The sequence below is a fragment of the Enterobacter ludwigii genome, assembly GCF_001750725.1.
GTDB lineage: Bacteria > Pseudomonadota > Gammaproteobacteria > Enterobacterales > Enterobacteriaceae > Enterobacter > Enterobacter ludwigii.
In genome coordinates this window covers 4,176,291-4,199,528 of sequence record NZ_CP017279.1, presented here as the reverse complement: position 1 = coordinate 4,199,528, position 23,238 = coordinate 4,176,291, and the positions used below count along the sequence as shown (strand labels likewise).

The following is a 23,238-nucleotide window of genomic DNA, read 5'->3' as shown; positions in this document are numbered from 1 at the left end:
GAATAAATACTCAGGATTACTGCAATTTCATTCACGCCAGTTGTGATTACTTTTCCTTATGTTCTGATTGTTTTTTTCACTTATAGCGTCAGCACTGAAAAACAGTGACTTTATGCGGGTTTGCATTTCATCGTAGAGAATTATTCTGCTAAAAAACGGCTATTCAGCACGCTACATCGATAATACCGCTTTCATATAGTGAGTCAGATCACACTCCGCTGCGTCTCACCACAGCTTACAAACGTTGTAAATAGAGTTGAATTTCTTTTATATACAAATAGTTAATAGCTCTTTAGCACATTTTTGTATAAATAAGATTGCCATTTGACCTGTGTACCAATTCCCGATAAGTTGGAAATCCGCTGGAAGCTTTCTGGATGAGCAGCCTGCTCATCATATTTATGCAGTAATTGAGATTCCCTCTGAAGCAAGTCCTCAAACTTGTTTACCTGCGCGAAAGGATGAAAAAGAGGGCGAATGCGAGGTACGCGTATGAAACGCAAACCCCGTCGCCATGCTCTTTCTGTGCCTGTGCGCCACGGTTCAGTGGGAAGCCCGACGAGCCTGGGGAGGTTCACTGATATGTTGTACGATAAATCCCTTGAGAAGGATAACTGTGGTTTCGGCCTGATCGCCCACATAGAAGGCGAACCTAGCCACAAGGTAGTGCGTACTGCTATTCACGCACTGGCCCGCATGCAGCACCGTGGTGCCATCCTTGCTGATGGTAAAACCGGCGACGGTTGCGGTCTGCTGCTGCAAAAACCGGATCGTTTCTTCCGTATCGTTGCGGAAGAGCGCGGCTGGCGTTTAGCCAAAAACTACGCTGTCGGTATGCTGTTCCTGAATCAGGATCCTGAAAAAGCTGCCGCCTCACGCCGCATCGTCGAAGAAGAACTTCAACGTGAAACCCTGTCTATTGTTGGCTGGCGCGATGTGCCAACCAACGAAGGGGTACTCGGCGAAATCGCCCTCTCCTCGCTGCCTCGAATTGAACAGATTTTTGTTAATGCCCCTGCGGGCTGGCGTCCGCGTGATATGGAACGCCGTCTGTTTATCGCCCGTCGTCGCATTGAAAAACGTCTCCAGGACGACAAAGAGTTCTACGTCTGTAGCCTCTCTAACCTGGTGAACATCTATAAAGGTCTGTGTATGCCGGCTGACCTGCCGCGCTTCTACCTGGACCTGGCGGACCTGCGTCTGGAATCGGCCATCTGCCTCTTCCACCAGCGCTTCTCCACCAACACCGTCCCTCGCTGGCCGCTGGCGCAGCCGTTCCGCTACCTGGCGCACAACGGCGAGATCAATACCATTACGGGTAACCGCCAGTGGGCGCGTGCTCGTACCTATAAGTTCCAGACGCCACTGATCCCTGACCTGCATGATGCCGCGCCGTTCGTTAACGAAACCGGCTCTGACTCCAGCTCCATGGATAACATGCTGGAGCTGCTGCTGGCAGGCGGTATGGATATCGTGCGCGCCATGCGTCTGCTCGTGCCACCGGCATGGCAGAACAACCCGGATATGGATCCAGAGCTGCGCGCGTTCTTCGACTTTAACTCCATGCACATGGAGCCGTGGGATGGCCCGGCGGGCATCGTTATGTCCGACGGTCGCTTTGCTGCCTGTAACCTGGACCGTAACGGTCTGCGTCCGGCACGCTACGTCATCACCAAAGATAAGCTCATCACCTGCGCCTCTGAAGTCGGTATCTGGGATTACCAGCCTGACGAAGTGGTTGAGAAAGGCCGCGTTGGCCCGGGCGAGCTGATGGTTATCGACACCCGCGGTGGGCGCATTCTGCACTCTGCTGAAACCGATAACGATCTGAAGAGCCGCCATCCGTACAAAGAGTGGATGGAGAAAAACGTTCGTCGCCTGGTGCCATTCGAAGATCTGCCGGATGAAGAAGTGGGCAGTCGTGAGCTGGACGACGATACGCTCGCCAGCTTCCAGAAACAGTTTAACTACAGCGCCGAAGAGCTGGATTCCGTGATCCGCGTACTCGGTGAAAATGGCCAGGAAGCGGTCGGCTCCATGGGTGACGATACCCCGTTTGCCGTGCTCTCCAGCCAGCCACGCATCATTTATGATTACTTCCGTCAGCAGTTTGCGCAGGTGACCAACCCGCCAATCGATCCGCTGCGTGAAGCACACGTGATGTCACTGGCCACCAGCATCGGTCGCGAGATGAACGTCTTCTGCGAAGCTGAAGGCCAGGCGCACCGCCTGACCTTTAAATCGCCGATCCTGCTGTACTCTGATTTCAAACAGCTCACCACCCTGAAAGAGGATCACTACCGCGCCGACACGCTCGATATCACTTTCGACGTGACCGAAGCGACCCTCGAAGAGACGGTGAATGCGCTGTGTGACAAAGCGGAACAGATGGTGCGTAACGGTACCGTTCTGCTGGTGCTCTCTGACCGCAATATTGCGAAAAACCGTCTGCCGGTACCGGCCCCAATGGCGGTAGGTGCTATCCAGACGCGTCTGGTCGATAAGAGCCTGCGCTGCGACGCCAACATCATTGTTGAAACCGCCAGCGCCCGCGATCCGCACCACTTTGCCGTGCTGTTAGGCTTTGGTGCGACGGCTATTTACCCGTACCTGGCCTACGAAACGCTGGCGCGTCTCGTGGATACCCGTGCTATCGACAAAGATTACCGCACGGTGATGCTGAACTACCGTAACGGCATCAACAAAGGCCTGTACAAAATCATGTCCAAAATGGGCATCTCGACCATCGCCTCCTACCGCTGCTCGAAGCTGTTTGAAGCGGTCGGTCTGCATGACGACGTGGCGACACTTTGCTTCCAGGGTGTTATCAGCCGTATCGGCGGTGCCGGATTCGCTGACTTCCAGCAGGATCTGATGAACCTGTCGAAACGCGCCTGGCTGGCACGTAAGCCGCTGGATCAAGGTGGTCTGCTGAAGTATGTCCACGGCGGTGAATATCACGCTTATAACCCGGACGTGGTGCGTACGCTGCAACAGGCCGTTCAGAGCGGCGAGTACAGCGATTACCAGCAGTATGCTGAACTGGTGAACAACCGTCCGGCGGCGACGCTGCGCGACCTGCTGGCGCTGAACCCGGGTGATGAAGCCGTCAGCATTGACGACGTTGAGCCTGCCACTGAACTGTTTAAACGCTTTGACACCGCGGCAATGTCCATCGGTGCGCTCAGCCCGGAAGCTCACGAAGCGCTGGCTGAAGCGATGAACAGCATCGGCGGCAATTCAAACTCCGGTGAAGGTGGTGAAGACCCTGCCCGTTATGGCACCAACAAAGTCTCACGTATCAAGCAGGTTGCATCCGGTCGCTTTGGCGTCACGCCAGCGTATCTGGTTAACGCCGACGTGATTCAGATTAAAGTCGCTCAGGGTGCAAAACCGGGCGAAGGCGGCCAGTTACCGGGTGATAAAGTCACGCCGTATATCGCCAAATTACGCTATTCCGTACCGGGTGTGACGCTGATTTCTCCGCCACCGCATCACGATATTTATTCTATCGAGGATCTGGCTCAGCTGATTTTCGACCTGAAACAGGTCAACCCGAAAGCGATGATCTCCGTGAAGCTGGTTTCCGAACCGGGCGTTGGCACCATCGCGACCGGTGTGGCAAAAGCCTATGCGGACCTGATCACCATCGCCGGTTATGACGGTGGTACCGGGGCAAGCCCACTCTCCTCCGTGAAATACGCGGGCTGTCCGTGGGAGCTTGGCCTGGTGGAAACCCAGCAGGCGCTGGTGGCTAACGGTCTGCGTCATAAGATCCGTCTGCAGGTGGATGGCGGCCTGAAAACCGGCCTCGACATCATCAAGGCGGCGATTCTGGGTGCGGAAAGCTTTGGTTTCGGCACGGGCCCTATGGTCGCGCTCGGCTGTAAATACCTGCGTATTTGCCACCTGAACAACTGTGCTACCGGTGTTGCAACCCAGGACGAGAAGCTGCGTAAGAACCATTACCACGGCCTGCCGTTCAAAGTGACCAACTACTTTGATTTCATCGCCCGCGAAACCCGTGAGCTGATGGCACAGCTGGGCGTGAAACGCCTGGTGGATCTGATTGGCCGTACCGACCTGCTCAAAGAGCTGGAAGGTTTCACAGCCAAACAGCAGAAGCTGGAGCTGTCTAAGTTGCTGGAAACTGCCGAGCCACATCCTGGCAAAGCGGTCTACTGCACTGAGAATAACCCGCCGTTCGACAATGGCGTGCTGAACGCGCAGCTGCTGCAGCAAGCGAAGCCGTACGTGGATGACAAGCAGAGCAAAACGTTCTGGTTTGATATTCGCAACACTGATCGTTCTGTCGGTGCATCGCTTTCCGGTTACATCGCGCAAACGCACGGTGACCAGGGCCTGGCGGCCGACCCGATTACCGCACACTTCAGCGGTACCGCGGGTCAGAGCTTCGGCGTGTGGAACGCCGGCGGCGTTGAACTGTATCTGACCGGTGATGCCAACGACTATGTCGGTAAAGGCATGGCGGGTGGTCTGCTGGCGGTACGTCCGCCGGTCGGTTCAGCCTTCCGTAGCTGCGATGCCAGCATCATCGGTAACACCTGTCTGTACGGCGCGACCGGTGGTCGTCTGTTTGCAGCGGGTCGTGCAGGTGAACGTTTTGCCGTACGTAACTCCGGTGCCATCACCGTGGTTGAAGGTATCGGTGATAACGGTTGTGAATACATGACGGGCGGGATTGTGTGCGTCCTGGGTAAAACCGGCGTGAACTTTGGCGCAGGCATGACGGGCGGTTTTGCTTACGTCCTGGATGAAGACGGTGAGTTCCGCAAACGCGTGAACCCTGAACTGGTGGAAGTGCTGGACGTTGAAACGCTGGCTATCCACGAAGAACACCTGCGCGGTTTGATTACCGAACACGTGCAGCATACCGGTTCTTCGCGCGGCGAAGAGATCCTGGCCAACTGGCCGGCGTTCTCTGCGAAATTCGCGCTGGTTAAACCGAAGTCCAGCGATGTTAAAGCCCTGTTGGGTCACCGTAGTCGTAGCGCAGCAGAGCTGCGTGTGCAGGCGCAGTAAGGAATTCAGATGAGCCAGAACGTATACCAGTTTATCGACCTGCAGCGTGTTGATCCGCCAAAGAAACCGCTGAAGATCCGTAAAATTGAATTTGTAGAAATCTATGAGCCGTTTTCAGAAGGCCAGGCCAAAGCACAGGCAGACCGCTGCCTGTCCTGCGGTAACCCTTACTGCGAATGGAAATGTCCGGTCCATAACTACATCCCGAACTGGCTGAAACTGGCCAACGAAGGACGTATTTTTGAAGCTGCCGAGCTGTCTCACCAGACAAACACCCTGCCGGAAGTGTGCGGCCGCGTGTGTCCTCAGGACCGTCTGTGTGAAGGTTCCTGTACGCTGAACGACGAATTTGGCGCGGTGACCATCGGTAATATCGAACGCTATATCAACGATAAAGCCTTCGAAATGGGCTGGCGTCCGGATATGACCGGCGTGAAGCAAACCGACAAGCGTGTGGCGATCATCGGTGCGGGCCCGGCGGGCCTGGCCTGTGCGGACGTTCTGACCCGTAACGGCGTGAAGGCGGTGGTCTTTGACCGCCATCCGGAAATCGGCGGTCTGCTGACCTTCGGTATTCCGGCCTTCAAGCTGGAAAAAGAGGTCATGACCCGCCGCCGTGAAATCTTCACCGGTATGGGCATCGAGTTCAAACTGAACGTGGAAGTGGGTCGCGACGTGCAGCTCGACGACCTGCTGAAGGATTACGACGCCGTCTTCCTGGGCGTGGGAACCTATCAGTCCATGCGTGGTGGTCTGGAAAACGAAGATGCGCCGGGCGTATTCGACGCACTGCCGTTCCTGATTGCCAATACCAAACAGATCATGGGCTATGGCGAAACCGCCGATGAGCCGTATGTCAGCATGGAAGGCAAACGCGTGGTGGTGCTGGGCGGGGGTGATACCGCGATGGACTGCGTGCGTACCTCCATTCGCCAGAATGCGGCACACGTGATCTGCGCCTATCGTCGTGACGAAGAGAACATGCCGGGCTCTAAACGCGAAGTGAAAAACGCGCGTGAAGAGGGCGTGGAATTCCAGTTCAACATCCAGCCTCTGGGTATTGAAGTGAATGCCAACGGCAAAGTGAGCGGCGTGAAAATGGCGCGCACTGAGATGGGTGCGCCGGATGCGAAAGGTCGTCGTCGCGCAGAGATCGTGGCAGGTTCCGAGCATGTGATCCCGGCCGATGCCGTAGTAATGGCGTTCGGTTTCCGTCCTCACAGCATGGAGTGGCTGGCGAAGCACAGCGTAGAGCTGGACTCTCAGGGTCGTGTTATTGCGCCGGAAGGCAACGAAAACGCGTTCCAGACCAGCAACCCGAAAATCTTTGCTGGCGGTGATATCGTTCGCGGTTCCGACCTGGTCGTTACCGCGATTGCCGAAGGCCGTAAAGCCGCTGACGGTATTCTGAATTACCTGGAAGTGTAAAAAAATAAGCCGGATGGCAAATACCATCCGGCTTTTTTTATGCGGCTAACCACCGTTGATTCCCGCCCTGCAGCTCCGCTTTTCTGTGGTGCCGCAAAAAGAAGGGTTACTTCGTCAATAAGCTCCAGGTCAAATCACTTTCCAGCGTAGTTTGATCTGTCAGATGGCTGAACGCGCTTTCGTTGAGTACCGGTGAGAGCGTTACGTTGAAACTCATCTGCTGGCCGGAAGGGACCTGGTTATTCTCAAGCGCAATCACCGCCTCGTTATTACGCAGATAGAACGGCGTCGGTGTACCGTTTTCCGGCGTAAAATTCAGCTGATCGACCGTTTTACCCACGGTGTAACTTTTGCCATCGACGGTCATGTTGTCAATTTTGACTGCGACACCGCCGGACTGCCCAAAAAGAAACCGCCCCTTATCTCCCGCTGTACCGCGCAGTATCACCGCCATCTGCTGAGACTGAGGGCAAAAAACATTTACCGTGATGTCACGATCGGCCATTTTATGCCAGTCCTGCTGCGTCGTTTCGATCGTATCCCGGCGCATTTCATGATAATCCACCACCGGCTGTGAGAGACTGAGCTGGCAATCTTCAGCATGGGTTATTCCTGTCACACCGAGCATCAGCAAGGCCACTAAGCCCGATAAGTGTCGACTGTTCATCGGCAGACTCCGTTCACTTCTTCATAGAAGGCATTTTCGTCACGCTTATCAGCCAGGGTGTAATCAATCTTACACAGCCGGTTATTGTCACCGTCTAGCGCGTAGAGCGCGCTCAGCTGATCGGCATCGTTAATAAAGACGTGGCCATCATCAACCGTGGTCACGATATAGTTACCTTTCTCATCAACAATCGAGATCCCTTTACTCAGGGGCTGACCGTCAGCCTGCTTAACGCTTAGCATGACGCGGCGGCTGTTAAGTACTTTGAAATCAATCTCGCTGACCGAGGCATGGCCTGAGGCAATATATTTCGTGCCGTTAGCCAGCGTCATACTCTGCGGCAGCTTATTAGCATCAATTTCTATGCGGGAGTTATGCCATTCGTTGAGTGAAGGTACCACGGCCTGACCCCATGGATCGGTCCAGACGGTACCTTGCGGAGTGGAGATTTCAACGCCGCTCTTCTTCTCGCTCAGTCTGGCAATCGCGAAGGTGTCCTGAATCGTATATGGCGAGAAAGTCACACCCTCTTTATGCATGGCCACGCCACCCGACAATGTCGCATTGTAGTTCCGCTGATTATCCCCACTGGTTCCGCCCCCTACGCTCAATTGCGTATAGCGCAGGTTAGTGTTGATGTTGCCGTTGAAGCTGTTGTCTTTCGAATCCTGATCGCGATCGGCTGAGATGTAATAGTTCGTATTGTCTCCCAGCGAGCCGCTGTTAGACGCGCCATAGGAGGTGCTATCACCCTGTTTACGCATATAGGTACTGATGGACTGACTGCCGCCGAGCGGGATGCTCACGTTGACGTAGAACATCTCATTGTCCTGATCGTCATCGACATTACCGACCGCACTTTGCCAGTTCATGGATACTGACGCGTACGTAAAGGTCTTGCCCCATGACAGCAAGAGGTAACGTGAATCTTCACCGTCACCGCTGGTCTGGTTGTAGTTGAACCCTGCGCTAAACACCCCCGCCAGAGGGGAGGAGAAACGAACGTTGCCGGAATAGGTGTTGTCATATCCCTGATAATCATCGTCCATCGCATCAGCCAGTTCGCGATACTCTCCGCTGTAATGTGTCGCACTGCCTGAAAGACCGACGTACTCGTTCAGGATGTAATCACTTTGCAGCTCGGTTTTTACCCCGCTGCTGCTGTCACCAAAGCTCGCATTGCTGACTGCCGCACCCGTTGAAAGGGTCCAGTCATCGCTTATCAGGAACTCTGTCCTGCCGCCTGCCGCCTGGTAGTTTTCCGCAGCGGCACCTGAAGCCAGGAGATTCATCCACGGAGAGACACGCCAGCCGTCAGAGATGTTCATCACCAGCGGATCGTTATAGTCGCTGTCGATGCTGCGCACCTGACCTACAGAAAGGGTTAGACCCTGCGGGCGTGAAAGGTTGCGCGCCCTTACCTGAGACGCCGGGACGATGAAACGGTTAGTTGCGCCGTCGGATTCCACCACCGAGACGTCCAGATCCACATTGTTGCGAACCACGGGCACGTCATCCAGCGTGAAGGGGCCGGCTGGCACAAGGGTACTGAAGACCAGTTGACCGTTCTGGCGGATTTCGACACGTGCCTGGGAAGACTGGGCAATACCGGAAACGCTCACGCCAGAGCTTGCTCTCGCCAGACCGCTGGTCGGCATAAACTGAACGCCGGTAATCGGCACCCCGCTCAACACGTTGGACATGGCGTTGATTTCACCCACCTGCATCGTCATTTTTTGCGCGGTAAAGACATGCTCTGCATAGGTGTAAATGCTTTCGGCATTTCGGCTACCGTCGTCATCCGTCAGGATATAACGGCTGCGCAGCGCCCAGTCCATCGTGTTGAATCCGGCTTCCAGGCTGGCCTGAGAGTAGCGACTGCTGTCATTGTCACCATAGTCGTTATGGGTGCTGAACAATGAATAGTTCAGCAACGCCGCCGTTCCACCATGCTGGAAGTTTTTGATATCCGACGACAGACTGTTCACCGCTTCAGCTGGCAGATAGAGTTCAACGGCCTCCTGGTTAGGCAAGGCGTTGATGACGGCTTTAGGATAGTTATCCCGAATATCATGACACTCCTCACCGGACTTTATTGACACAGGCATCAGCCCAGCAAACTCCATGAGATCGTTATCAAAGCAAAGCATGCCATCTTTGTTGAAACGAACTGCAGCCATTCCCCGCTCTTTCCCGTTGACCTTCACCGAAACGGAGTGGGTTCCGGGTAAAAAGCGCGGTGCTTCTGCGAAGTAATGGTTGAGATCTTTATTCAACCCCAGCGTTTGCATTATCCCCGTGTCGAAGGTGACCTCCCTCGCCAGAACGGATGTTGAATCAAGTAACACCAGAGGTAATGTGCCGCAAAGAATGGCGCGGACACAAAGTGCAAGGCGGCTTTGTTTACTGACCGTCATATCCCTATTTTATTTATTTAATTCCGACGTAAAGCTCGGTACCTCAACGCCATAGCGGCTGGCCGGGAAAAACTTAACGCTGCTGTCACCGCTGACTTTCTTACTCATATCAGCCGTTAGCGTTTCGCCAGGAAGAATGTAGGTTTTGGACAGAGAGGCACTCACACCTGAAGGCAGCAGCATCACGTTCTGCCCAAGACGGACCACATATTTGCTGGGATTGTTCACGGTGACGGACGTGCCGTTTGAGGACCACTTCAGGAACTTCCAGGCATCAGTGACCACTCCCAGGGATGCCGGACGAATAAGCACGGGGATATCCTGGCGAATGTTAATGCCAATCTTTATTTTTTTATCATCGTTTTTAGGCGGAATACCGTCGAATGTGACGCGTTTATAATGCTCTACATCCAATGGCTGTTTGTTCTGAAGAATAAAGCGCAGCTGCTGCGTCTGACCTGGCTCAAGACGTACCACCGGCTGCGTTGCAATAAGCTTAAGACCAGTATCGTCCGGCAGGTCAACGACATTTGTATATAAAAGTGAAGGATGCGAATCGGTATTCTTGACGTTAATCGTTCCACTGTGCGTCGCTTCATCAATGATTAACAGACTGGTTTCAGGCACCATGCCTTCTGCATGTACAGCAACACTGGCAGATAATAACGCGGCAGTAATAAGCGTGTTAAATAAAGTGGATTTTAAACAATGCATAATAATATCTCCTTGAAAGCAACAACAGAACAGTCCATGTTTATCGCGCCGTTAAAAAGAGAGTAAATGCAGCGCATTTACTCTCCGGTTAATTAAATTACGTTTACTCGATTAAAAGTCTTACAGATAACGCAGGCTGATAGTCACCTGACCATCAAGCTGGGTGTCATCAGTGATCGCCAGCGTGGTGGTATCCTGGATCGCCAGAGAGGTCACCAGTGGGAAGGTTGCGGTCTGGAACGCCAGTGGAGCCAGGGTGCCAACAGTCGCAACGGTGAAATCACGATAGTTATCGCCCTGAGTTGTACCGTTGGTGCTCTTCGACCAGTTACCGGTAGCATTCTGCTGGTAAATTGGGTCAACTTTAGCGCCGTCAGCCATTACGCTGTCAGTTTTAACGAACAGCGAGTATGTTCCGATGTTCACTGGTGTTGCACCTGTTGTTTTACCTACACCGTAAGTCTGGCTTTCAGACGAATTAGAACCACCACCAAACATGCCATTCTCAACGGTGAGTTTCGCGTTAGAATCAGCGCGATCGTCAATCATATTCCAGGACACTTTTGTTGCTGCGGTGCAGGTAATAGTCAGATCGATGTCTTTCTGGCCCAGCTGGTTAACTGCCGTTGAGCTTAAACCACCCAAACTAACTGTGCCGTAGTCAACCGTTCCGCCGTTGCTTAACTGAGGCGTACAGGCTGAATTAGTCAGCGTACCTTTGACTTTCAGAACGGCAGTTGGGTTAGCCGCAAAAGCGGATGTCACACACAGAGAGAGCGCAGTAGCGAGTAAAACCTTTTTCACTTGTTATTCCTTAACATATGAGTAATTGCAATATTAAATACAGCAGGGATAAATAAATTTACCCCATACTGTTTATCGTCATGCTTGAGAGCATGCGTAGATAATATAATCTTTATAAATACAAGCAATTTAGAAAAATTAATTTATGGATTTAGAATAACGTTATCAATAAGTGATATTTATTTATAAGAGTGTATATAGCTTTAAAACGACATATTATATTCAGCGGAGATATAGCTTGAAATTATCCGAACGGTGGGGGCAAGCAAAAAAGAAGGGATGTATATGATTTACTTTATTAAACGTTTTGACATAAAAAGACATAAAAAAAATCCAGCTAGTCTGAATAACTAACTGGATAGTCGATAAAAATGCTTTTACTACTTCACAACGCGCAGTGCCGGACGGCCTCCGCGCGGCGGCGGATCGTCATCAGGATCGTCATTGTGATCGGGCTTGTCACCCTCAATGACCGACATCAGCGTTTCGCTTTCGTTTTCCGAAGCGCCGTTTTCGTCATTCAGGCCGACAACATCCTCGTCATAAGCCGCTTCCGGCTCAAACATAGTGCCTGCACCGTTTTCACGCGCATAAATCGCCAGCACCGCAGCCAGCGGTACAGAAACCTGACGCGGCACACCGCCGAAACGCGCGTTAAAGCGCACTTCGTCGTTGGCCAGTTCAAGGTTACCCACCGCGCGCGGCGCGATGTTCAGTACGATCTGCCCGTCACGTGCATATTCCATAGGAACCTGCACGCCCGGCAACGTCACATCCACAACCAGGTGCGGCGTGAGCTGGTTATCCAGCAGCCATTCATAGAAGGCGCGCAGCAGATACGGACGGCGTGGGGTAAGTTGTGACATTTCCACAGTCATTAGCCTCGGCCGAGACGCATTTCACGTTCCGGTTCAGTTAAAGATGCCAGGAAAGAATCGCGTTCAAATACGCGAGTCATGTAGCCCTTCAGCTCTTTCGCGCCCGGACCGCTGAACTCTACGCCCAGGGTTGGCAGACGCCACAGCAACGGCGCCAGGTAGCAATCTACCAGGCTGAACTCATCGCTCAGGAAGAATGGTTTCTGACCAAACACAGGGGCAATCGCCAGCAGCTCTTCACGCAGTTGCTTGCGTGCAGCGTCTGCTTCAGAAGAGGAACCGTTGACGATAACGTTCATCAGCGTGTACCAGTCTTTTTCGATACGCTGCATGTACAGGCGGCTTTCACCACGTGCAACAGGGTAAACAGGCATCAGTGGTGGATGCGGGAAACGCTCATCCAGATATTCCATAATGATACGGGATTCCCACAGGGTCAGCTCGCGATCCACCAGCGTCGGTACGCTTTGGCTCGGGTTGAGATCGATCAGATCCTGAGGCGGGTTATCCTTTTCCACATGCTCGATCTCAAAACTGACACCCTTCTCGGCCAGCACGATACGAACCTGATGGCTATAAATGTCAGTAGGACCAGAAAACAGCGTCATTACCGAACGTTTGTTGGCAGCGACAGCCATGAAAACCTCCAGGTATATTCAGAATTTTTACTGCTACCAGCCCAAACAGGGCCAGCCAGATGTTGTATCGCCCATCCCAGAGAAAACACATTGTTCAAGAATCGAACAAAAAACGAGTATTCACCGATATTTGGGCAGAAAATTGGATGATAGTTTACCAGATTTTGATGGCTTTGTGGTGAGGGGATTCTGGAAATGTGGAAAAAGAGAAGATATATGCAGTGATGCTGTGGATAACCTGCACATTATCCATAAAAAAAAACCCGCCGAAGCGGGTTTTTCGCCAATCGTTTCTGCGTAAGCAGAAAAGGATTAACGTTTGGAGAACTGTGGACGACGACGTGCTTTACGCAGACCCACTTTCTTACGTTCAACCTGACGAGCGTCACGAGTAACGAAGCCAGCTTTACGCAGTTCAGAACGCAGGGATTCGTCGTACTCCATCAGAGCGCGGGTGATACCGTGACGGATCGCACCTGCCTGACCGGAGATACCACCACCTTTAACGGTGATGTACAGATCCAGTTTTTCTACCATATCAACCAGTTCCAGCGGCTGGCGAACTACCATGCGGGCAGTTTCACGACCGAAGTACTGTTCCAGAGAACGTTGGTTGATTACGATTTTACCACTGCCCGGTTTGATGAACACGCGAGCTGCGGAACTTTTGCGGCGACCAGTGCCGTAGTATTGATTTTCAGCCATTGCCTATAATCCCGATTAGATGTCAAGAACTTGCGGTTGCTGTGCCGCGTGGTTGTGCTCGTTACCTGCGTAAACTTTCAGTTTACGGAACATAGCACGACCCAGCGGGCCTTTTGGCAGCATGCCTTTAACCGCGATTTCAATCACACGCTCAGGACGGCGAGCAATCATCTCTTCAAAGGTCGCTTCTTTGATACCACCGATGTGGCCAGTGTGATGGTAGTACATTTTGTCTGTACGCTTGTTGCCGGTTACAGCAACTTTATCTGCGTTCAGAACGATGATGTAATCACCCGTATCAACGTGCGGAGTGTATTCCGCTTTATGCTTACCGCGCAGGCGACGAGCCAGTTCAGTAGCCAGACGGCCCAGAGTTTTACCGGTCGCGTCAACAACATACCAGTCGCGCTGTACGGTTTCTGGTTTAGCTGTAAAAGTTTTCATTAAAAGCTTACCCAAATAATAAGTTACACGTTGGTGAACACCCAAACGTTTAGTCAGTTGAGGTTCACACGACAAAGTCCGGCAAACCTACCCCTTCGAATAGCTAATGCCGACACATAGAAAGTTTCGGGAAAAAAACCTTCTCGTAACGTGGGGTCGCAAGATTATAGAGAAGTTGAGGTCAAAGATCGACCCTTAAATGTGATTCGAGGCGGGTTTTTCGGGGGTAAGGTTTTTGCGGTCTGCCGCCCTCACCCCCAGCCCCTCTCCCACAGGGAGAAGGTCGCATTTATGGCATATGCTGAAGCTTAAGATACTCCTCGCTTTGCATCTCCTGCAGGCGCGACAGACAGCGCTGGAACTCAAACTTCAGCCGCTCGCCTTTATACACCTCATATAAAGGTACCTCGGCGCTGACCACAAGCTTCACGTGACGCTCATAGAACTCATCGACCAGCGCAATGAAGCGGCGCGCTTCGCTTTCCATCAGCGGCGTCATGACCGGCACGTTGAGCAGCATCACGGTATGGAACAAACGCGAGAGCGCGATGTAGTCATGCTGACTGCGGGCATCCACACAGAGCGTTGCAAAGGAGACGGCCAGGGTTTGATTTTCGACACCCAGGGTTTGCAGCGGGCGATGGTTAATCTCGAGCTCAGGGGCATGAGCCCGTTTTGCCCCCGCCAGCGCCAGCCACAGTTTATCCATCTGCTGCGTGGTCTCATCGTTTAAGGGAGAGAGCCACAGATGCGCCTGAGTTAAGGTACGCAGGCGGTAATCCACCCCGGCATCAACATTCATGATGTCGCAGTGCTGTTTGATGGCATCAATAGCGGGCAGGAAACGCGCGCGCTGCAGGCCATTGCGGTATAGCTCATCCGGCGGGATATTCGAGGTCGCCACCAGCGTTATCCCGCGTGCGAACAGCGCTTTCATCAGGCCACCCAGCAGCATGGCGTCGGTAATATCGGAGACAAAAAACTCGTCAAAACAGAGTACGTCCGTTTCCGCCTTGAACCTGTCGGCCACAATCTCCAGCGGATCGCTTTTGCCCTGCAGTGCCGTCAGCTCTTCGTGAACCCGCAGCATAAAGCGGTGGAAATGCAGACGCTGCTTACGGGTACCCGGCAGGCTCAGATAAAAGAGGTCCATCAGCCAGGTTTTCCCGCGCCCGACGCCGCCCCACATATACAAACCGCGCACCGGCGCATGAGTCTGTGGCTCTTTTTTTCCGAGCAACCGCCCCAGAGCCGCCTTCAACCCACCGCTCTGTTCACCCTCTGCAGGTTTTGCCGTGAGCTCCTGATAAATCGTATCCAGACGATTCACCGCTTCACGCTGAACGTCATCCGGCTGATGTGTACCCTCATTAAGGGCAAGTTGGTATCGCGATGCAGGGGACAGGTTTTGCATAAACGTATTGTTATTCCTTCAAATAATACTCACCAGCAGACGTGACTGATGAAAAAAAGGCCGTTCTACACTACGCGATGATACGTCAGGATTCCACTTCTGCGGAAATAGCGGTTATAGTGGCAATATCAGGCACAGGCAGGAGCCGAGCCAACACCCTACGGAACAACAAGACAACGGGAGAAGTTCATGACCTGGGAATATGCGCTAATCGGTTTAGTCGTCGGCATCGTCATTGGTGCTGTGGCCATGCGTTTCGGTAATCGCAAATTGCGTCAGCAGCAGTCACTGCAGTACGAACTGGAAAAGAACAAAGCCGAACTGGAAGAGTATCGTGAAGAGCTGGTCAGCCACTTTGCCCGTAGCGCCGAGCTGCTGGACAACATGGCGACCGACTATCGTCAGCTCTATCAACATATGGCAAAAAGCTCCAGCAGCCTGCTGCCAGAAATGACCGCGGAATCCAATCCATTCCGTAACCGTCTGGCCGACTCTGAAGCCGGTAACGATCAGGCCCCTGTTCAGATGCCACGCGACTATTCAGATGGCGCGTCCGGCCTGCTGCGCGGCGGTGCAAAACGCGATTAATCGCACAACCTGAATTTATTTTACGGGCGCTGCTATTGCGCCCGTCCTTTCTTCATGACCCCAGCTATTATTGAGTAAGCACTTCATTGTTCAGCGGTTTAAAATTCAATAACATCAACGTGTTTTAGGGCCGTTTTTCCTTTATTCCAGGTTACGAGAGTCAGCATCGATGAAGAAAAAAAACCAGCTGTTGAGCGCTATAGCGTTAAGTGTCGGGTTATCTCTCTCGGCGTCCTTCCCTGCATCTGCCGCCCTGCCTTCCCAGGTACCCGGCCAGGCGGCAATTCCAAGTCTTGCGCCAATGCTGGAAAAAGTTCTGCCTGCAGTAGTGAGCGTGCAGGTAGAAGGCACGGCATTACAAAATCAACGCGTACCTGAAGAACTGAAAAAATATTTTGGCGATGAGTCGCCCGACCAGCAGGCGCAGCCTTTTGAAGGTCTGGGTTCTGGCGTCATTATTGATGCGGCCAAAGGTTATATTCTGACCAACAATCATGTTATCAGTCAGGCCGATAAAATCAGCGTACAGCTCAACGATGGGCGTGAGTTTGAGGCCAAACTGATTGGCGGCGATGACCAGAGCGACATCGCGCTGCTGCAGGTGCAAAACCCGAGCAATCTGACTCAAATTGCCATTGCGGACTCCGATAAACTGCGTGTTGGTGATTTTGCTGTCGCCGTGGGAAATCCGTTTGGTTTAGGGCAAACCGCCACCTCCGGGATAATCTCGGCGCTGGGTCGCAGCGGTCTGAATCTGGAAGGTCTGGAAAACTTTATCCAGACCGATGCCTCAATCAACCGCGGGAACTCCGGCGGGGCCTTGCTCAATCTCAACGGCGAGCTGATTGGGATTAACACCGCAATCCTGGCGCCGGGCGGCGGCAGTATCGGCATCGGTTTTGCTATCCCCAGCAATATGGCCAAAACGCTGGCGCAGCAGCTCATTCAGTTCGGTGAGGTCAAACGCGGGCTGTTGGGCATCAAAGGGATGGAGATGAGCGCTGACATCGCGAAAGCGTTCAACATCAATGTGCAGCGCGGTGCGTTTGTCAGTGAAGTGCTGCCAAACTCCGGCTCGGCAAAAGCTGGCGTGAAGTCGGGCGATGTGATTGTCAGCCTGAACGATAAACCGCTGAGCAGCTTTGCGGAACTGCGCTCGCGTATTGCCACCACCGAACCGGGTGCCAAAGTGAAGTTAGGCCTGATTCGTGATGGTAAGCCGCTGGATGTCGAAGTGACGCTTGATAAGAGCACCTCATCCTCTGCCAGCGCGGAGCTTATCGCCCCGGCGCTGCAAGGGGCAACGCTGAGCGATGGACAGCTGAAAGACGGGACGAAAGGGATTAGTGTCGATACCGTCGAGAAGAGCAGTCCTGCCGCGCAGGCCGGATTGCATCAGGATGATGTGATCATCGGCGTGAACCGCAATCGCGTGCAATCCATCGCAGAACTGCGCAAGGTGCTGGAAAGCAAACCGGCGGTCATTGCCCTGCAGGTTATGCGCGGCAACGAGTCTATCTATATTCTGTTGCGCTAAGCATTTGCGATTCCGGACATCACCGCTGCGTGTGATGTCCGGATAACTCATGTTATGCTGCAAATCGTTCCTTTATTAACGACACGCGCATCATGCTTTTAAAGCTCTTTCGTTCAATTGTCATCGGTTTGATTGTTGCCGGCCTGCTGCTGGTCGTCATGCCGTCTTTACGCCAGTTCAATAAGCTGTCGGCGCCTCAGTTCGACAGTGCGGATGAAACGCCTGCGACCTACAACCAGGCCGTTCGCCGTGCCGCGCCTGCCGTGGTTAACGTTTATAACCGTGGCCTCAATAGCTCAGCCCATAACCAGCTGGAGATCCGCACTCTCGGTTCCGGGGTAATTATGGACGAGCGCGGCTACATCATTACCAACAAACACGTGATTAACGATGCCGACCAGATCATCGTTGCCCTGCAGGATGGCCGCGTGTTTGAGGCCCTGCTGGTGGGCTCGGATAGCCTGACTGACCTGGCTGTTTTGAAGATCAACGCCACGGGCGGTTTACCGGTTATTCCTATCAACCGTAAACGAACCCCTCATATTGGCGACGTCGTGCTGGCTATCGGTAACCCTTATAACCTGGGCCAGACGATCACGCAGGGGATTATCAGCGCCACCGGTCGCATTGGCCTCAACCCGTCGGGACGGCAGAACTTCCTGCAAACCGATGCGTCCATCAACCACGGTAACTCCGGCGGTGCGCTGGTCAACTCGCTGGGCGAACTGATGGGTATCAATACCCTCTCGTTCGATAAAAGCAATGACGGTGAGACGCCGGAAGGGATTGGGTTCGCCATTCCATTCCAGCTGGCGACCAAGATCATGGATAAATTGATCCGCGATGGCCGTGTGATCCGCGGTTATATTGGTATTGGCGGTCGTGAAATTGCGCCTATGCATTCGCAGGGCGGTGGCATCGATCAGATTCAGGGCATCGTGGTCAACGAAGTGTCGCCTGGCGGCCCGGCGGCTAACGCGGGAATTCAGGTTAATGATGTCATCGTGTCGGTCAACGGCATACCAGCGGTATCGGCGCTGGAGACCATGGATCAGGTTGCGGAGATCCGTCCTGGCTCTATCATCCCGGTTGAAGTCATGCGTAACGATAAGAAGCTGACGCTGCAGGTGACGATTCAGGAATACCCGGCCACCAACTGACAGGCATAAAAAAACGGAGCGCATTGCTCCGTTTTTTTTGCCGGGCGGCATGACGGCCCGGCCTATGGGGACATCCGTTTTACTTGTTAACGAACTCTTCGCCCAGAGTGATATCTTTCTTCAGCGTATCCAGCATGCCTTCCATCGCGTTCTGTTCAAACGCGCTCAGCTTGCCAATCGGCTGATGTTCTTCGATACCGTTTTTACCCAGCAGCAGCGGCTGAGAGAAGAAACGAGCGTGTTCTCCGTCGCCTTCAACATACGCGCATTCAACAACGCCTTTCTCGCCCTGCAGTGCACGAACCAGTGACAGACCAAAACGTGCCGCCGCCTGACCCATAGACAGGGTTGCAGAACCGCCACCCGCCTTCGCTTCCACCACTTCGGTGCCCGCGTTCTGGATGCGTTTGGTCAGGTCAGCCACTTCCTGCTCGGTGAAGCTAACACCAGGGATCTGCGACAGCAGAGGCAGAATGGTGACACCAGAGTGACCGCCGATAACCGGCACTTCAACTTCTGAAGGCTGTTTGCCTTTCAGTTCAGCCACAAAGGTGTTGGAACGGATGATGTCCAGCGTGGTTACGCCGAACAGTTTGTTCTTATCGTAAACACCGGCTTTTTTCAGCACTTCTGCCGCGATAGCGACCGTGGTGTTCACCGGGTTAGTGATGATACCAATGCACGCTTTCGGGCAGGTTTCAGCAATCTGCTGCACCAGGTTTTTCACAATACCCGCGTTGACGTTGAACAGGTCTGAACGATCCATGCCTGGCTTACGCGCCACGCCAGCGGAGATCAGCACCACGTCCGCGCCCTGCAGGGCAGGACGAGCATCTTCACCGGAGAAGCCTTTGATTTTCACAGCTGTCGGGATGTGGCTCAGGTCAACCGCCACACCTGGGGTTACCGGAGCAATATCGTACAGGGAGAGTTCTGAGCCTGAAGGCAGTTGGGTTTTCAGTAGTAGGGCAAGCGCCTGGCCGATACCACCAGCAGCGCCGAGGACTGCGACTTTCATCCTAAACTCCTTATTATGGTTAACTTAAGTATCTGTAACTCCGTTGCGGCGACCATAATTCAGCAGGTAATTAATTACAATTTTCGTCACTAAATAATTTGAGGTCGCGCGACTTTATCTCTCACCAGAAGGCTATCTGACGACAGACGACAACGAATTAAGAGGGGGTTACAATACACCCTGCCACGCCACCAAAACAACATCATTTTGATAACATTTAATTTACTTTTAAGCTTATTTGCTTGCCGTGACCCAGGCATGTTTTCTGATAACGAAATCTGATAAAATCACTCCCTTTCATAACATTATTTCAGCCTAACCGCTGGCAGATAATTTGCATAAAAATTCATCCACATGCATAATAATGTTGTTTCTTTCGTCATATTCCGGGTGACTTATGCGAAGCTCGTCTAAGCAAGAAGATTTAGTGAAGGCGTTTAAAGCGCTACTCAAAGAAGAGATATTCAGTTCTCAGGGAGAAATTGTTCAGGCTTTACAGGAACAAGGCTTCGATAACATCAACCAGTCGAAAGTCTCCCGCATGTTAACCAAATTTGGTGCGGTACGTACGCGTAACGCCAAAATGGAGATGGTCTACTGCCTGCCTGCAGAACTTGGCGTGCCAACCACCTCCAGCCCGTTGAAGAATCTGGTTCTCGATATCGATTACAACGATGCCGTTGTCGTGATCCATACCAGCCCAGGTGCTGCACAGTTGATTGCACGTATGCTGGACTCGCTGGGTAAGCCCAAAGGCATCCTTGGGACGATTGCGGGTGACGATACCATCTTCACTACCCCCGCCAATGGCTTCTCAGTGAAAGATCTCTACGAAGCGATTCTGGACCTGTTCGAGCAGGAACTCTGATTACCCTCCCCGTGGCGTCCTGCTGCGGGGATCATTCTGCTTCTGCCGCGTTTACCCCTGTTTTATCCCGCCCTTTACTTTAACAAATAGTGCTTTTTACCGCCCATTAACATTCATTTGGTGAATGATAAATCAAAAAATCGCACAAAAAATCAAAAGCTGATATCCATATGATTTTCTTAGATATACAGCCACACATTGAACAATAAACGCACAATTTTATGCCATTAGGTTATAAAAAACAGGTTAGTTAATACGTAATAACAACAGAAACAATTAGTCTGGTATTAATTTTTACCGTTATTAGTGTATACTTGATTTTGTGATGAGGGTCACGAAACAAAGACCCCACTAAAAATTCGACGAGGTAAAGAATCATGAAAATCAAAACTACTGTAGCGGCGCTCAGCGTCCTGTCTGTCCTGTCATTCGGTGCTTTCGCCGCTGACGCTATCAATGCCGAGCAGGCACAATCCCGCCAGGCAATCGGTACGGTTTCTGTCGGCGCAATCGGCACGTCTCCAATGGACATGCATGAGATGCTGAACAAAAAAGCGGAAGAACAAGGTGCGTCATCTTATCGCATCATTGAAGCGCGTTCAGGTGACCACTGGCACGCAACCGCTGAGCTGTACAAATAAGTTTTAGTAATAACTGAAGACCAAAATCTCTACTCAACGGCACCAGGCATAAAAATAGCAGTTCAACCCTTCTCGCCGTTGAGCAAAAACCCTATTCAGGAGCAAAAACTATGAAAACCAAATTCATCATCGCAACCCTCGGTCTGGCATCCGTTCTCTCTTTCGGCGCAAGTGCCGCCGTACAGCAAGTGAACGCTGACCAGGCGCAGAATCTGCAGTCTATGGGGAGTGTGTCTGTGACGTCCGTTACCGGCTCTCCAATGGATATCCGTCAGGCACTGGCCGCTAAAGCTGAAAAAGCAGGCGCCAGCAGCTATCGCGTCACCGAGCTGAACCAGGGTGACCACTGGCATGCAACGGCTCAACTGTATAAATAAACCCTCGTCGTATCTCATCATACGACTTGCCCCTGGCCTTCTGGTCAGGGGCTTTTTTATGGCTTGATCAATGGCGCGCGTTGAAGCGTAGCTGCCCTTCCAGCTCTTCTTCCGCTTCATCAAACAGCAAAATGAGTGCGCCAAACCGTCTGCGCAACTTTTCAGGCAGATGGATAAACTCAATTTCCAGCGGTAACGGCAGCAGGCTGCCGGTCACCACGTCCCACAGCGTGTCCAGATTGGTGACGCTTTCCCGTTCAAGATCAAACACCCGGATAAATTCACGATAGAAGTCATCCTGACTGTCGATCTCGTCAAAATCAAAGGTATAGGTTTTCATTGCCAGTCACCCAGTCCAGGCGAGCGGCCTGCGCCGCCCTGATTATTATAATCCCCCAATATGCAGGGTTTTGACTTCCAGATACTCTTCCAGCCCCAGCACGGACCCTTCGCGCCCAAGGCCAGACTCTTTTACCCCACCAAACGGCCCCAGCTCTGTGGAGACGGCACATTCGTTAATTCCTATCATCCCGCTTTCGATGGCCTGCGACACGCGGAAGACACGTGCCAGATTTTGGGTATAGAAGTAAGCCGCCAGGCCATATGGCGTGTTATTGGCACGCTGGATAACCTCATCTTCCGAGGTAAAACGGAAGCAGGCCGCAACCGGGCCAAACGTCTCTTCTTCAGCCAGTTTCATGCCTTCATGGCAATCGCCCAGGACAGTTGGCATCCAGAAATTGCCGCCAAGCGAATGGGGTTTACCGCCCGCCAGAACGGTCGCGCCACGGGCCACGGCATCTTCAACGTGTTCACGCGCCTTATCGACGGCGGAGGATTCGATCAGCGGCCCCACGATGACGCCCTCTTCCAGACCATTCCCGACCTTCAGGGCCTTCACCGCATCGGCAAGCTTATTCACAAATTTGTCGTAGACGGTTTCCTGGATATAGAAACGGTTAACGCTGACGCAGACCTGGCCGGCATTGCGAAATTTATTGGCGATAGCCCCTTTAACGGCAGCCTCGATATCCGCATCTTCAAAGACGATATACGGCGCATTGCCTCCCAGCTCCATCGACACTTTCTTCATGGTTTCTGCGGCGTTACGCACCAGCGTTTTGCCGACGGAAGTCGAGCCGGTAAAGGAGATTTTCCGCACCTCATGGCTCGCCATAATCGCGTCGCTGATCTCATGCGTATTCCCGGCTACGGCGTTGAGTACCCCATCCGGTACACCGGCCTGTTTTGCCAGCGTAAGCAGCGCGAAGGCGCTGAGAGGTGTGTTATTTGCCGGTTTGATTACCCCGGTACACCCTGCCGCCAGCGCCGGACCTAATTTACGGGTGAGCATGGCCATCGGGAAGTTCCACGGCGTAATCGCCGCGACCACGCCGATGGGCTCGCGGGTCGCCAGGATGCGGGAGCCCGGTTTGATCGGTGGAATAATTTCACCGTTCGCGCGCTTGGCCTCTTCGGCGAACCACTGGATAAAACTCGCGGCGTATTCCACCTCGCCTTCCGCTTCTTGCAGGGGCTTGCCCTGTTCGGTGGTCATTAAACGCCCGAGCCAGCTTTTGTTCTCAATGATCAGTTCGTACCAGCGGTAGAGAATTGCCGAACGCGCTTTCGCGGTTTTGGCGCGCCATGCCGGGAAGGCTTTGGCCGCCGCGGCAATGGCGTCTTCGGTTTCTGCTTTGCCGGCTTTGGCTACTCTGGCGATGACCTCACCGGTAGCCGGGTTCAGCACATCAAACGTCGTGTCCAGCGTTTTCCATATGCCGTTGACCAGATAACCGGTCTGAAAAAGGTGATTGTCCTGAAGCGCCTGGGTTGTCATGTGTCCTCCCTTCCTGAATGTAAGAGCATGCTGGAATAAGTATAGCCACAAAAAAAC

The 23,238-nt window shown here is 52.9% G+C and carries 21 protein-coding genes; 9 read left to right on the top strand and 12 right to left on the bottom strand.

Features of this window, described 5'->3' with window-relative positions; translation table 11 throughout:
* The first annotated feature begins 582 nt into the window (after nucleotides 1-582).
* Nucleotides 583-5,043: a glutamate synthase large subunit gene (gene gltB / locus BH714_RS19685; protein WP_020883516.1), complete on the top strand. Its 4,461-nt coding sequence runs from the start codon at nucleotides 583-585 to the stop codon at nucleotides 5,041-5,043.
* A 9-nt stretch (nucleotides 5,044-5,052) separates the two neighbouring features.
* On the top strand, nucleotides 5,053-6,471 hold the full coding sequence (locus tag BH714_RS19680) for a glutamate synthase small subunit (protein WP_014171835.1): 1,419 nt from the start codon (nucleotides 5,053-5,055) through the stop codon (nucleotides 6,469-6,471).
* Nucleotides 6,472-6,577: 106 nt separating this feature from the next.
* Here BH714_RS19680 and BH714_RS19675 read toward each other — a convergent pair whose 3' ends face one another.
* The 6 genes from BH714_RS19675 to sspA form a co-directional block, all read right to left on the bottom strand.
* Entirely contained in the window at nucleotides 6,578-7,138 is a 561-nt protein-coding gene (locus BH714_RS19675; protein ID WP_014171836.1) for a DUF1120 domain-containing protein, read from the bottom strand.
* On the bottom strand, nucleotides 7,135-9,555 hold the full coding sequence (locus BH714_RS19670) for a fimbrial biogenesis usher protein (RefSeq protein ID WP_040018735.1): 2,421 nt from the start codon (nucleotides 9,553-9,555) through the stop codon (nucleotides 7,135-7,137). Before BH714_RS19670 ends, BH714_RS19675 begins: the two co-directional genes overlap by 4 nt.
* A gap of 9 nt (nucleotides 9,556-9,564) precedes the next feature.
* The gene (locus BH714_RS19665) at nucleotides 9,565-10,269 is read right to left on the bottom strand and encodes a fimbria/pilus chaperone family protein (protein ID WP_014171838.1); all 705 of its coding nucleotides are present in this window, start codon (nucleotides 10,267-10,269) and stop codon (nucleotides 9,565-9,567) included.
* Between the two features lie 120 nt (nucleotides 10,270-10,389).
* The gene (locus BH714_RS19660) at nucleotides 10,390-11,073 is read right to left on the bottom strand and encodes a DUF1120 domain-containing protein (protein ID WP_032679063.1); all 684 of its coding nucleotides are present in this window, start codon (nucleotides 11,071-11,073) and stop codon (nucleotides 10,390-10,392) included.
* A gap of 380 nt (nucleotides 11,074-11,453) precedes the next feature.
* Nucleotides 11,454-11,945 carry a ClpXP protease specificity-enhancing factor gene (gene sspB / locus BH714_RS19655; protein WP_025202910.1) on the bottom strand — a complete coding sequence of 164 codons (492 nt, stop codon included), beginning with the start codon at nucleotides 11,943-11,945 and terminating at the stop codon, nucleotides 11,454-11,456.
* A gap of 5 nt (nucleotides 11,946-11,950) precedes the next feature.
* A complete protein-coding gene (gene sspA, locus BH714_RS19650) occupies nucleotides 11,951-12,589 on the bottom strand; it encodes a stringent starvation protein SspA (protein ID WP_014071978.1) in 639 nt (212 codons plus the stop codon).
* Here sspA and BH714_RS24135 point away from each other — a divergent pair.
* A complete protein-coding gene (locus BH714_RS24135; RefSeq protein ID WP_136342246.1) occupies nucleotides 12,588-12,890 on the top strand; it encodes a hypothetical protein in 303 nt (100 codons plus the stop codon). The genes sspA and BH714_RS24135 overlap by 2 nt on opposite strands.
* Before the next feature lie 11 nt (nucleotides 12,891-12,901).
* Here the strand turns inward: BH714_RS24135 and rpsI are convergent, their stop codons facing one another.
* The 3 genes from rpsI to zapE form a co-directional block, all read right to left on the bottom strand.
* Nucleotides 12,902-13,294: a 30S ribosomal protein S9 gene (gene rpsI, locus BH714_RS19645; protein WP_003860436.1), complete on the bottom strand. Its 393-nt coding sequence runs from the start codon at nucleotides 13,292-13,294 to the stop codon at nucleotides 12,902-12,904.
* Nucleotides 13,295-13,309: 15 nt separating this feature from the next.
* Nucleotides 13,310-13,738 carry a 50S ribosomal protein L13 gene (rplM, locus tag BH714_RS19640; protein WP_003860434.1) on the bottom strand — a complete coding sequence of 143 codons (429 nt, stop codon included), beginning with the start codon at nucleotides 13,736-13,738 and terminating at the stop codon, nucleotides 13,310-13,312.
* 289 nt (nucleotides 13,739-14,027) lie between these two features.
* Nucleotides 14,028-15,152, bottom strand: coding sequence for a cell division protein ZapE (gene zapE, locus BH714_RS19635; protein ID WP_040018734.1), 1,125 nt, complete (start codon nucleotides 15,150-15,152; stop codon nucleotides 14,028-14,030).
* Between the two features lie 189 nt (nucleotides 15,153-15,341).
* Between zapE and zapG the strand changes: the two genes are divergently transcribed.
* The 3 genes from zapG to degS all read left to right on the top strand — a co-directional run bounded on the left by zapG (nucleotide 15,342) and on the right by degS (nucleotide 18,437).
* On the top strand, nucleotides 15,342-15,740 hold the full coding sequence (gene zapG / locus BH714_RS19630; RefSeq protein WP_014171843.1) for a Z-ring associated protein ZapG: 399 nt from the start codon (nucleotides 15,342-15,344) through the stop codon (nucleotides 15,738-15,740).
* 169 nt (nucleotides 15,741-15,909) lie between these two features.
* Complete coding sequence (gene degQ / locus BH714_RS19625; protein WP_014171844.1) at nucleotides 15,910-17,277, top strand: serine endoprotease DegQ; 1,368 nt, start codon at nucleotides 15,910-15,912, stop codon at nucleotides 17,275-17,277.
* Between the two features lie 92 nt (nucleotides 17,278-17,369).
* Complete coding sequence (degS, locus tag BH714_RS19620) at nucleotides 17,370-18,437, top strand: outer membrane-stress sensor serine endopeptidase DegS (RefSeq protein WP_014171845.1); 1,068 nt, start codon at nucleotides 17,370-17,372, stop codon at nucleotides 18,435-18,437.
* Nucleotides 18,438-18,516: 79 nt separating this feature from the next.
* On the opposite strand, the gene mdh is transcribed toward degS, so the two are convergent.
* The gene (gene mdh / locus BH714_RS19615; protein ID WP_014171846.1) at nucleotides 18,517-19,455 is read right to left on the bottom strand and encodes a malate dehydrogenase; all 939 of its coding nucleotides are present in this window, start codon (nucleotides 19,453-19,455) and stop codon (nucleotides 18,517-18,519) included.
* A 397-nt stretch (nucleotides 19,456-19,852) separates the two neighbouring features.
* On the opposite strand from mdh, the gene argR reads away from it, so the two are divergent.
* The 3 genes from argR to yhcN (BH714_RS19600) all read left to right on the top strand — a co-directional run bounded on the left by argR (nucleotide 19,853) and on the right by yhcN (BH714_RS19600) (nucleotide 21,341).
* A complete protein-coding gene (argR, locus tag BH714_RS19610; protein WP_014171847.1) occupies nucleotides 19,853-20,323 on the top strand; it encodes a transcriptional regulator ArgR in 471 nt (156 codons plus the stop codon).
* Nucleotides 20,324-20,700: 377 nt separating this feature from the next.
* Nucleotides 20,701-20,964, top strand: coding sequence for a peroxide/acid stress response protein YhcN (gene yhcN, locus BH714_RS19605; RefSeq protein ID WP_014171848.1), 264 nt, complete (start codon nucleotides 20,701-20,703; stop codon nucleotides 20,962-20,964).
* Between the two features lie 110 nt (nucleotides 20,965-21,074).
* The gene (gene yhcN / locus BH714_RS19600; protein ID WP_014171849.1) at nucleotides 21,075-21,341 is read left to right on the top strand and encodes a peroxide/acid stress response protein YhcN; all 267 of its coding nucleotides are present in this window, start codon (nucleotides 21,075-21,077) and stop codon (nucleotides 21,339-21,341) included.
* A gap of 67 nt (nucleotides 21,342-21,408) precedes the next feature.
* Here yhcN (BH714_RS19600) and BH714_RS19595 read toward each other — a convergent pair whose 3' ends face one another.
* Together BH714_RS19595 and BH714_RS19590 are read right to left on the bottom strand one after the other, a co-directional pair.
* On the bottom strand, nucleotides 21,409-21,681 hold the full coding sequence (locus BH714_RS19595; protein ID WP_014171850.1) for a barstar family protein: 273 nt from the start codon (nucleotides 21,679-21,681) through the stop codon (nucleotides 21,409-21,411).
* Between the two features lie 45 nt (nucleotides 21,682-21,726).
* Nucleotides 21,727-23,181, bottom strand: a complete 1,455-nt coding sequence (locus tag BH714_RS19590) for an NAD-dependent succinate-semialdehyde dehydrogenase (RefSeq protein WP_040018732.1) — start codon at nucleotides 23,179-23,181, stop codon at nucleotides 21,727-21,729.
* Nucleotides 23,182-23,238: the final 57 nt, after the last annotated feature.